This is a genomic window from Cyanobium sp. Aljojuca 7D2 (assembly GCF_024346415.1).
Classification (GTDB): Bacteria; Cyanobacteriota; Cyanobacteriia; order PCC-6307; family Cyanobiaceae; genus Cyanobium_A.
Window position 1 is genome coordinate 141,131 of sequence record NZ_JAGQCX010000008.1, and the last position, 9,563, is coordinate 150,693.

Genomic DNA, 9,563 nt, shown 5'->3' on the forward strand with positions numbered 1-9,563 from the left:
CTGGCCTAGCGCTTCACCAGATCACGCACCCGCGGCTGGCCATCAACGATTTCACCCACCAGCACCTGGTCGGTGATGTTGACGAACAAGCCGTTCTCCAGCACTCCGGGCAGGTTGTTGATCGCCGCCTCCAGGCTGGCCGGATCGCTGATGCCACCGGCGAATTTCACGTCCAGCACCAGGTTGCCCTGGTCGGTCACCACCGGCCCAGCCTTCTTCACGGCCATGCGCAGCTGGGCATCACCGCCCATGGCGGCGAGCTCAGCCTGCACCTGCCGCCAGGCGCCGGGCAGCACCTCCACCGGTAACAGGAAGCCCAGGTTGAGCGTGTCGACAAGCTTGGTAGCATCCACCACCACCACAAAGCGCTCGGCGCGGCGGGCCACCAGTTTCTCCTGCACGTGGCAGGCGCCACCGCCCTTGATCAGCTGGAAGGAGGGATCCACCTCATCGGCCCCGTCGATGGCCAGATCGATGCGCTCGATCGCATTGAGGCTCTTGAGCGGAATGCCCAGCTCGGCGGCCAGCACCTCCCCCTGAAACGATGTGGTGACCCCCACCACATCGGTGAGTTCGCCGCTGTTGAGCTTCGCCCCGAGGGCCTGAATCATCAGGGCCGCGGTGGAGCCGGAGCCCAGACCCACCACCATGCCGCTGCGGATCTGCTCGGTGGCAGCCGTTGCCACGGCCTGCTTCATCCGGTCTTGCAGGTCCGACATCCAGTTCTCCTCTCTCGGGCCGCGACCGTAGCAGCGTTCATCCGGCGTGGGGCAACGCCGCCGGCTTGATCGTGAGGCTGAGCTCCCGCTGGCCGCGGACCACGGTCAGCGGCAGGGGTTCTCCAACGCTGCTGCGTTCAACCCGCTCAAGCAGGCTGGCCGGATCGGGCACCGGCTGGTCGGCGACGCCCACCACCAGATCGCCGCGACGCAGGCCCGCCGTTTCCGCCGGGCTGGCGGGCAGCACCCGCTGCACCAGAGCCCCATCCCGCTCCGGAAGCTGCAACAGGGCATCGGGGTCGCGGTTGTTGTCGCGGGCCCGACGGGCGGTGAGCGGCACCAGCTGCAAACCGAGATAGGGGTGCACCACCTGGCCGCCGGTGCTGAGCTGGGCGGCCACCCCTCGGGCCAGGTTGATCGGAATCGCAAAGCCGAGGCCAGCGCCAGGGCCTGAGCGCACCAGGGTGTTGATGCCGATCACTTCACCCGTGGCATTGATCAGCGGCCCCCCGGAGTTGCCGGGGTTGATGGCGGCGTCGGTTTGGATCAGGTCGAGGCGCTTATCGGCAAAACCGAGGCTGTTGATGTTGCGGTGCAGGCTTGACACGATCCCCAGCGTCACCGTGCGCTCCAGGCCGTAGGGACTGCCCATGGCAATGGCCCAGTCGCCCACTTCCAGGGCTTCGGAATCCCCCAGGGGCGCGGCGCGCAGCTCCCGGGAGCCAGGAATTTTGACCACGGCCAGATCGGTAACCGAGTCGGCCCCCACCACAGCCCCATCCACGTGCAGGCCATCGGCCAGGGTCACCTCAACGCTGTCCACCTGGTCGACCACGTGGGCATTGGTGAGCACCAGGCCCTTGCCGGCATCGATCACCACCCCGGAGCCCTGGCCCCGCTCGCGCATGCTGCCGGAGGGATCGCCAAACAGGTCCCGCAACAACGGATCCAGCAGGGCGGGATCAAAGGGCTGGCGGGCCACCTCCCGCTCGGTGTCGATGCGCACCACCGCGGGGGCCACGGCCCGGGCCGCATCGGCCACAAAGCTGTGGGGGCTGGTGGTGACCAAGGGACTGGTTGGCACCACGGCAGTGGCTGGCATCTCCAGCGCCAGGGCTGCAGATTCGTCACCCCCCCAACCCGCCTCCCAGGCAACCACCAGGCCAACTGCCGAGCCCAGCCAGAGGAGGGGAACCAGCAGCACGGAGCAAACCCTCACCCACATCCGCTTCATCGACAACCCGTTCACGGCAAAGGGGCAAGGGCCCGGCAATCGCGGCTCTGAGGCTAGGGACGCCGCCAACGCAGCAGGGTGAACTCAGGTAGGCCCATCCGCCTAAGTTGGCGTTTGATCGCACAGGCGGCCATGGCAGCAATTCCCCCCGGCACCCGTCAGCGCTGCACGCTCTGCCAGGTGGAGATCCAGGGCATGGTCGGCGGCAACGACCTGGTGCACTTCAGCCAGGGCGCCCCGGGCACGCGCGCCAAGCTTTGGGCGAGGGTTTGCCAATACCTGCGCACCGACGAGCAGAAGGGCCAGTGCCTCAACCAAGACGCCGGCCAGCGCGGCACCGTGCAGCCCAGCGACTACTTCGCCGAAGCCCCGGTGATTGAGATGCCCCCCTTGGGCGGCATGGGACCTGGGACGGACCATCCCCTAGGGTGATCGCTTGCCCGGCGGGCAATCCCAAACGTCACGGTTCAGCTTTGCGCTCAAGGGCGCATGCAACAGACCGTGCGGATGGGCAGTTTTTCAGACTGCAAAAGCCGGCGGGCCTCCTGCCCCCAGCCCCACTGCAGCGTTGCCCCACCCCCTCCTGCCCGATCTGGAGCGCCTGGCCCAAGCGGCTGTGGCGAATGCCGGCTTCGCGCTCAAGGGCGTGCATCTGTTCACCCACCGCATCCCCATGACGGTGCAGGTGCTGGTGCAACGCGCCGATGGCAGCGACATCAGCCTCGATGAGTGCGCCTCCCTGAGCGCGCCCCTCGGCGAGGCGATTGAAGCAGCCGAGCTCCTCGGCGACGCCTATGTTCTGGAGGTCAGCAGCCCTGGCGTCAGCGACGATCTGCACGACGACCGGGATTTCCGCAGCTTTCGCGGATTTCCAGTGACCGTGCACTGCCGCGACAGCAAGGGCCTTGAAGTGCGGCGCGAAGGGCTTCTGCTCGAGCGCGATGCGACGGATGTGCATCTCAACATCCGCGGCCGCACCCAGCGCATCCCGCGGGACTCGGTGATCAGCGTCTGCCTGGTCACCCCGACCGAGCCCACCTGACCCGCCACTTCACCGCTCCCTGACCATTTCTCACCCCTGATCCATGGCCCTGGTTCTGCTCCCCGGTCTGAACAACCTGATCGAGGACATCAGCGACGAGAAGAAATTGCCGCCCGCCGTTGTGGAGGCCGCCCTGCGGGAAGCCCTGCTCAAGGGCTACGAGCGCTATCGCCGCACCCTGTATTTGGGAATCAGCGAAGACCCTTTTGAGGAGGACTACTTCTCCAACTTCGACGTCGGCCTCGACCTGGAGGAGGAGGGCTACCGGGTGCTGGCCTCGAAAATCATCGTCGAGGAGGTGGAGAGCGAAGACCACCAGATTTCCCTGGCCGAGGTGCAACAGGTCGCCGATGACGCCCAGATCGGCGACACCGTGGTGCTCGACGTCACTCCCGAAAAAGAAGAGTTCGGCCGCATGGCCGCCGCCACCACCAAGCAGGTGCTGGCCCAGAAGCTGCGTGACCAGCAGCGCCGCATGATCCAGGAGGAATTCGCCGACCTCGAAGACCCCGTGCTCACCGCCCGGGTGATCCGCTTCGAGCGCCAGAGCGTGATCATGGCTGTGAGCAGCGGCCTGGGCCGGCCCGAGGTGGAGGCTGAGCTCCCCCGCCGCGACCAACTGCCCAACGACAACTACCGCGCCAACGCCACCTTCAAGGTGTTCCTCAAGGAAGTAAGCGAGGTGGCCCGGCGAGGCCCCCAACTGTTTGTGAGCCGCTCCAACGCCGGCCTGGTTGTGTACCTGTTTGAGAACGAGGTGCCCGAGATCCAGGAGGGCTCGGTACGGATCGTGGCTGTGGCGCGGGAAGCCAATCCCCCCTCCCGCTCAGTGGGGCCGCGCACCAAGGTGGCCGTGGATTCCGTCGAGCGCGAAGTCGACCCGGTGGGTGCCTGCATCGGCGCCCGCGGTTCCCGCATCCAGCAGGTGGTCAACGAGCTGCGCGGCGAGAAGATCGACGTGATCCGCTGGTCGCCCGACCCGGGCCAATACATCGCCAACTCCCTCAGCCCGGCGCGAGTGGAGATGGTGCGACTGGTGGACCCGGAAGGCCAGCACGCCCACGTGCTGGTGCCCCCCGACCAACTCAGCCTCGCCATTGGCCGCGAAGGACAAAACGTGCGTCTGGCGGCCCGCCTCACGGGCTGGAAGATCGACATCAAGAACGCCAGCGAATACGACCAGTCCGCCGAAGATGCGGTGGTGTCTGAGCTGATCGCCCAGCGCCAGGAGGAGGAGGCTCTCCAGGCCGAAGCCGAAGCCCGCCTGGAGATCGAACAGGCGGCCCGGGCCGAAGAAGACGCCCGCCTGCGGGAGCTCTATCCCCTGCCCGAAGACGAGGAGGAGCTTGGCGAAGACGGCCAAGATTTTGTTGCCGAGGAGGCCGTCGCAGAGGAGGCTGTTGCTGAGGATGAGGCCCGGTGACGCCCCGGATCGTGCTTCGGCGCTGTGTGGCCTGTCGTGCGCTGCTGGATCGCCAGCAGCTCTGGCGGGTGATCCGGCTGGCCGAAGGAGGAATCGGATTGGACCAGGGCATGGGCCGCTCGGCTTACCTCTGCCCCAATCCGGTGTGCCTGGAAGAGGCCACACGACGCAAGCGTCTGCAACGGGCCCTGCGCTGTCAGGTTGCGGATTCCATCGTTGAAACCCTGCAAAAGCGCCTAACACCCGGCGCTGATCTCGCCTCTAAGGCAAGATGAACATTGGCCGCAGAGTGCGTGCGGCCTGGTGTGCCCCTTGGCCCCGCTTGGCGGCCCCTGGGCCCCGACCCATGGAGACCTGAATGACCAGCAGCGGCAAAGTCAGAATTTATGAGCTGTCCCGGGACATGGGCCTGGAGAACAAGGACGTGCTCGATGCCGCCGAGAAGTTGGGGGTTGCGGCCAAGAGCCACAGCAGCTCGATCAGCGACGACGAAGCGTCCCGGATCCGCTCCCTGATCGAGGCGGGCAGCAACGGCAACCGGGCGGCGGCCGCTGCCCCCACCGCCCCGCCGAAGGCGATCCTCTCGGTCAAAAAGGCCGTCAATGATGCTGCCGAGGCGTCCAAGCCCGCTGCCGCAGCGCCCGCCGCTCCCAAGCCTGCCGCCAGCCCACGGCCAGCGACCCCAGCCCAAACGGCCGCAGCACCGCCCATGGCCGCGAAGCCAGCCATGCCCCCGGCCCGGCCCGTGGTTGCCAAGCCAGCCAACCAACCGCTTTCCCCAAGCAAACCGGCCGCTCCCAGCAAGCCTGCCGTGCTCAGCAAGCCTGCCGTGCTCAGCAAGCCTGCTGTTGTTAGCAAGCCAGCCGTAGTCAGCAAGCCTGCGGCGGCGAGCAAGCCCCCCGCACCGGCCCGGCCTGCGGCGGCCGCACCGAGCAAGCCGGTTGTGATTGCCTCCAAACCCGCTCGCCCGGGCACCCCACCCCCGGCCCGCCCAGCAGCGGCAGCTCCCACGCCGAGTCGCAAACCGGAGCTGCCCGTTCGCCCTGCTCCCAGCAAGCCCCAACTTGTGGGTCGTCCCACCAGCACCCCCGCCGGCACCGGCACCAGCAGCCGCCCCGCATCACCGGCGGGCCGCCCGCCACTGAGCCAGCGGCCGGCGCCACCCCAGCGGCCTGGAGCTGCGGCCCCCGTTCGCCCCGGCATGCCAGGGGCACCGGGCCGTCCCGGCCCAACCCCTCTCGAGCTGGTCGGCAAACCGATTCGCCGCGATAGCGCCGCCCCTGGTCGCCCCGCCGCCCCGGGCCGCCCAGGCATGCCCGCCGGCATGCGCAAGCCGATGGCCCCTGGCGAGCTGATGCAGCTCCAGAAGCCCTCCGGCCGTCCCACTGCCCCACCGCCACGGCGCCCCGGGGATCGAACCGAAGCTGGCGCACCGTCCAGCCCGGGCACGCCCGATCTGGTGCGCCCCAGCGCCACCCCACCGGCAGCACCGCGGCGACCTGGGTTCCGGGCCCCCACGCCCGCTGGTGCAGCAGGACGCCCCCGCAGACCCGACTGGGACGACAGCGCCAAACTGGAGGCACTGCGCAGCCGCACGCCGCAAAAGCAGCGCACCAAGGTGCACATCATCGGCGAAAACGATGATGCGCTCACCGCCGAAACCGGCGGCTACGCGGGCGAACAGGAAGCCTTTGTGCTGCAGGCCAGCCTTGCCCGCCCCGCCAAGCCCCGCACCGCCGCCACCCCTGCCGCCAAGCCCATTGCGGCGATGCGGAAGCGCAAGAAGGAAACCACCCGCCAGCGGCAGCGCCGCCGCGCCATGGAATTGCGGGCCTCCCGCGAAGCCAAGGCCGTGCGGCCCGAAATGCTGATCGTGCCGGAGGGCAACCTCACGGTGCAGGAGCTGGCCGAGAAACTGGGCGTTGAGAGCTCCGAAATCATCAAGAGCCTGTTCTTCAAGGGGATCATCGCCACGGTCACCCAGAGCCTCGACCTCTCAACGATCGAAGCGGTGGCCGAAGAATTCGGCGTGCCGGTGCTCGAGGACGACGTCGAGGAAGCCGCCGCCAAGACGGTGGAAATGATCGAGGAGAGTGACCGCGATCACCTGATCCGTCGCCCGCCTGTGGTCACCGTGATGGGCCACGTCGACCACGGCAAAACCAGCCTGCTCGACGCCATCCGCAAAACCCGTGTAGCCGCCGGCGAAGCCGGAGGCATCACCCAGCACATCGGTGCTTATCAGGTGGAGATCCCCCACGCGGGCGAGCAGCGCAAGATCACCTTCCTCGACACCCCGGGCCACGAGGCATTCACCGCCATGCGGGCCCGCGGCACCAAGGTGACCGACGTGGCCGTGCTGGTGGTCGCCGCCGACGACGGCGTGCGTCCCCAGACCCTGGAGGCAATCAGCCACGCCCGGGCGGCCAAGGTGCCGATCGTGGTGGCGATCAACAAGATCGACAAGGAAGGCGCCTCCCCCGACCGTGTGAAGCAGGAGCTCTCGGCCCTCGAACTGGTGGCCGAAGACTGGGGCGGCGACACCGTGATGGTGCCGGTGAGCGCCATCAAGGGCGAGAACGTCGACAAGCTGCTGGAGATGATCCTGCTCGTGACGGAGGTGGAAGACCTCCAGGCCAACCCGGATCGGATGGCCAGGGGCACCGTGATCGAGGCTCACCTCGACAAGGCCAAGGGACCAGTGGCCACGCTCTTGGTGCAGAACGGCACCCTGAAGGCCGGCGACGTTCTGGCGGCCGGTCCGGTGCTCGGCAAGGTGCGCGCCATGGTGGACGACACCGGCAAGCGCGTGAAGGAAGCGGGCCCCTCCTACGCCGTCGAAGCCCTCGGCTTCAGCGAAGTGCCCACCGCCGGCGACGAGTTTGAGGTGTACCCCGACGAGAAGACCGCCCGCTCCGTGGTGGGCGATCGGGCCAACGAAGCCCGCGCCACCCGCCTGGCCCAACAGATGGCCTCCCGCCGGGTGTCCCTGGCTTCGATGTCGGGCCAGGCCAGCGAAGGCGAGCTCAAGGAGCTCAACCTGATTCTCAAGGCCGATGTGCAGGGCTCCGTCGAGGCGATCCTCGGCTCTCTCGAGCAACTGCCCCAGGGCGAAGTGCAGGTGCGGGTGCTGCTCTCGGCTCCGGGCGAGATCACCGAAACCGACGTCGACCTAGCCGCAGCCTCTGGCGCGGTGATCGTGGGCTTCAACACCTCGATGGCTCCCGGTGCCAAGCGAGCCGCCGATGCCACCGGCGTCGACGTGCGCGACTACGACGTCATCTACAAGCTGCTGGAAGACATCCAGATGGCCATGGAAGGCCTACTGGAACCGGAGCTGGTTGAGGAGCCCCTGGGCGAAGCCGAGGTTCGCGCCGTGTTCACGATCGGGCGCAGTGCGGTGGCCGGTTGCTATGTCACCACAGGCAAGCTGCAGCGCAACTGCAGGGTACGGGTGTGGCGCGGCAAGGAGAAGGTGTTCGAGGGCGACCTCGATTCTCTGCGTCGCAACAAGGACGACGTCAAGGAAGTCGCCACTGGCTTCGAGTGCGGCATCGGCACCGACCGCTACACCGGCTGGCAAGAATCGGATCGCGTCGAGGCTTACAAGCTGGTCACCCAGCGCCGCACCCTCAGCACCTGAGCCCTGTGAACCCTCGCAGCGAGCCCCTGCTCTGGCTCCAGCTCGTGGCCCTCGGGGCCATTCCGCTGGAGCTGCTGGGGCTGCTGCTGGTACTTGCTGGAGCGGATCCCGGCCCTTTGCCTGGCCTGGAGCGCCTGCTGGCCTGGGCCATCGGGGCTCTGGGTCCCGCCATCCTGCTCTGGCAGCGGCCGGCTGACGTTTGCTCACTACTGCTGACCCAGGTGCCCGTGAGAGCCCGCAGCGAAGCCCAGCGCGGTCTATCTGCCCTGCAGAGTCCGCTGTCCACAAAAGTGGCCCTGGTGCTAGCTGCGTCGGCACTGCTGCCCCTGTTCTGGTGGATCGATCAGCACGCCGCCCTGGCCGCCCCCCTCTCGCCCCTGTCGGCCAGCCCGCGTTTTGTTGGGCTGCTGTTGGCCTGCCCTCTGCTGGCCCTGATGCTGTGGCAGTGGCAACAACTGAGCCAGGCGATCGGCCTGCTCAGCCGGAGCCCAGCCGCCCTCGCCACCTGCGTGCCCCTCACCCCCGTGCAGCTGGAGACCGAGCGACTGTGCTTGGGGTTGCCGCTGCTGCTGCTGAGCCCTCTGCAAATCACCAATCCCACCCCGCCCCAGCCAACGCCCACCGTGGCGGAGGTGACATCTGAGCCAGGAGCAACCGAGGACCAATCGCCAACCGCTACCCCTGAGCCGCTAGCTGGGGGCACGGTTGCGATCGAACCAGAGCAACCCACCGAAGAGGGCGAAAGCACCGATCTGGATGAGGAGATCACCTGAGGGCACGTCAGCCCCACTCGCTGATCGCATCGCCATCGTCGCCAGCCCCACCGCCCCGGAGGCCGCCAGGGCAAGCCACACCGCGCGGCGCAGCCCCCGCCACGGAGTGCGGGCCTCCTGCAACAGTCGCTCCCTCAAGGCGGGATCAATCGATTCAGGCTTGGATCCCATCGTCACGCACCGCTTCAGGCTGACCGCTGAATGCTAATTTCATCGGGACGCCGGTGTAGCTCAGGGGTAGAGCAACTGATTCGTAATCAGTAGGTCGTCGGTTCAAATCCGATCACCGGCTTGATCAACTCAGAGAAAGCCAAGCTGGCGCAATCGAAAGCGGCCGCTGGCAAATGGAGCCAGGTCTTTGGAACAGCGGGCCCCGGACAAGCTACGTGCTTGCCGAAACGCAATGTCCAGCGCAAGCCTGTCTGTCGATCAGCTCATCCACAGAAAAGCTTCTTCACCACTCAGAGCGCAAAAGATCAACAATGCTCAGAGTTTGAATACTTCAAAAGCCGAGAATGATCGCAGCCAAATCACAGGATGCAAAGGGTATCCAAGAAAACTGATATCCATCCTCCTTTTCCCCGGCGCCGCAGCGCGGTGACCTGGCGGAAGGCCTGAACTGATCCCCAGGTGGTGTGTGCCAAGCCGCTGTTGCGGTTGTGAAACAGCCTGTGCAACAACGCCACAACCACATTCACATCCATCTCCCATGAAAAAGCCCCCTCCGAG

At 67.1% G+C, this 9,563-nt stretch carries 10 protein-coding genes and 1 tRNA gene; 7 read left to right on the forward strand and 4 right to left on the reverse strand.

Annotated features, from left to right (window positions below; translation table 11 throughout):
- Positions 1-5: 5 nt before the first annotated feature.
- Entirely contained in the window at positions 6-719 is a 714-nt protein-coding gene (gene rpiA / locus KBY57_RS10025; protein WP_254995687.1) for a ribose-5-phosphate isomerase RpiA, read from the reverse strand.
- A gap of 37 nt (positions 720-756) precedes the next feature.
- Positions 757-1,821 carry a trypsin-like peptidase domain-containing protein gene (locus KBY57_RS10030; RefSeq protein WP_254995709.1) on the reverse strand — a complete coding sequence of 355 codons (1,065 nt, stop codon included), beginning with the start codon at positions 1,819-1,821 and terminating at the stop codon, positions 757-759.
- A gap of 264 nt (positions 1,822-2,085) precedes the next feature.
- Between KBY57_RS10030 and KBY57_RS10035 the strand changes: the two genes are divergently transcribed.
- From KBY57_RS10035 to KBY57_RS10060, 6 genes are all read left to right on the forward strand, one after another.
- The gene (locus tag KBY57_RS10035) at positions 2,086-2,385 is read left to right on the forward strand and encodes a hypothetical protein (protein ID WP_094561561.1); all 300 of its coding nucleotides are present in this window, start codon (positions 2,086-2,088) and stop codon (positions 2,383-2,385) included.
- A 136-nt stretch (positions 2,386-2,521) separates the two neighbouring features.
- A complete protein-coding gene (gene rimP / locus KBY57_RS10040) occupies positions 2,522-2,995 on the forward strand; it encodes a ribosome maturation factor RimP (RefSeq protein WP_254995688.1) in 474 nt (157 codons plus the stop codon).
- Between the two features lie 43 nt (positions 2,996-3,038).
- Entirely contained in the window at positions 3,039-4,418 is a 1,380-nt protein-coding gene (gene nusA / locus KBY57_RS10045) for a transcription termination factor NusA (protein ID WP_254995690.1), read from the forward strand.
- Complete coding sequence (locus tag KBY57_RS10050; protein ID WP_254995692.1) at positions 4,415-4,693, forward strand: YlxR family protein; 279 nt, start codon at positions 4,415-4,417, stop codon at positions 4,691-4,693. Before nusA ends, KBY57_RS10050 begins: the two co-directional genes overlap by 4 nt.
- A gap of 83 nt (positions 4,694-4,776) precedes the next feature.
- Positions 4,777-8,061: a translation initiation factor IF-2 gene (infB, locus tag KBY57_RS10055; protein WP_254995693.1), complete on the forward strand. Its 3,285-nt coding sequence runs from the start codon at positions 4,777-4,779 to the stop codon at positions 8,059-8,061.
- A 5-nt stretch (positions 8,062-8,066) separates the two neighbouring features.
- Entirely contained in the window at positions 8,067-8,834 is a 768-nt protein-coding gene (locus KBY57_RS10060; RefSeq protein ID WP_254995694.1) for a low-complexity tail membrane protein, read from the forward strand.
- Here KBY57_RS10060 and KBY57_RS10065 read toward each other — a convergent pair.
- The gene (locus KBY57_RS10065; protein WP_254995695.1) at positions 8,751-9,005 is read right to left on the reverse strand and encodes a DUF3493 domain-containing protein; all 255 of its coding nucleotides are present in this window, start codon (positions 9,003-9,005) and stop codon (positions 8,751-8,753) included. The two genes, KBY57_RS10060 and KBY57_RS10065, sit on opposite strands and share 84 nt — an antisense overlap.
- 49 nt (positions 9,006-9,054) lie before the next feature.
- Here KBY57_RS10065 and KBY57_RS10070 point away from each other — a divergent pair.
- Positions 9,055-9,126 (forward strand) — tRNA-Thr (locus KBY57_RS10070).
- A 238-nt stretch (positions 9,127-9,364) separates the two neighbouring features.
- Here the strand turns inward: KBY57_RS10070 and KBY57_RS10075 are convergent.
- The coding region (locus KBY57_RS10075) for a hypothetical protein (protein WP_254995696.1) at positions 9,365-9,563 on the reverse strand (199 nt) is incomplete at its 5' end.

Bases quoted from the DNA above. Each gene is read 5' to 3' on its own strand.
- KBY57_RS10035 (WP_094561561.1), top strand. From the start codon at position 2,086: ATGGCAGCAATTCCCCCCGGCACCCGTCAGCGCTGCACGCTCTGCCAG.
- KBY57_RS10065 (WP_254995695.1), bottom strand. From the start codon at position 9,005: ATGGGATCCAAGCCTGAATCGATTGATCCCGCCTTGAGGGAGCGACTG.
- nusA (WP_254995690.1), top strand. From the start codon at position 3,039: ATGGCCCTGGTTCTGCTCCCCGGTCTGAACAACCTGATCGAGGACATC.
- KBY57_RS10030 (WP_254995709.1), bottom strand. From the start codon at position 1,821: ATGCCAGCCACTGCCGTGGTGCCAACCAGTCCCTTGGTCACCACCAGC.
- rpiA (WP_254995687.1), bottom strand. From the start codon at position 719: ATGTCGGACCTGCAAGACCGGATGAAGCAGGCCGTGGCAACGGCTGCC.
- infB (WP_254995693.1), top strand. From the start codon at position 4,777: ATGACCAGCAGCGGCAAAGTCAGAATTTATGAGCTGTCCCGGGACATG.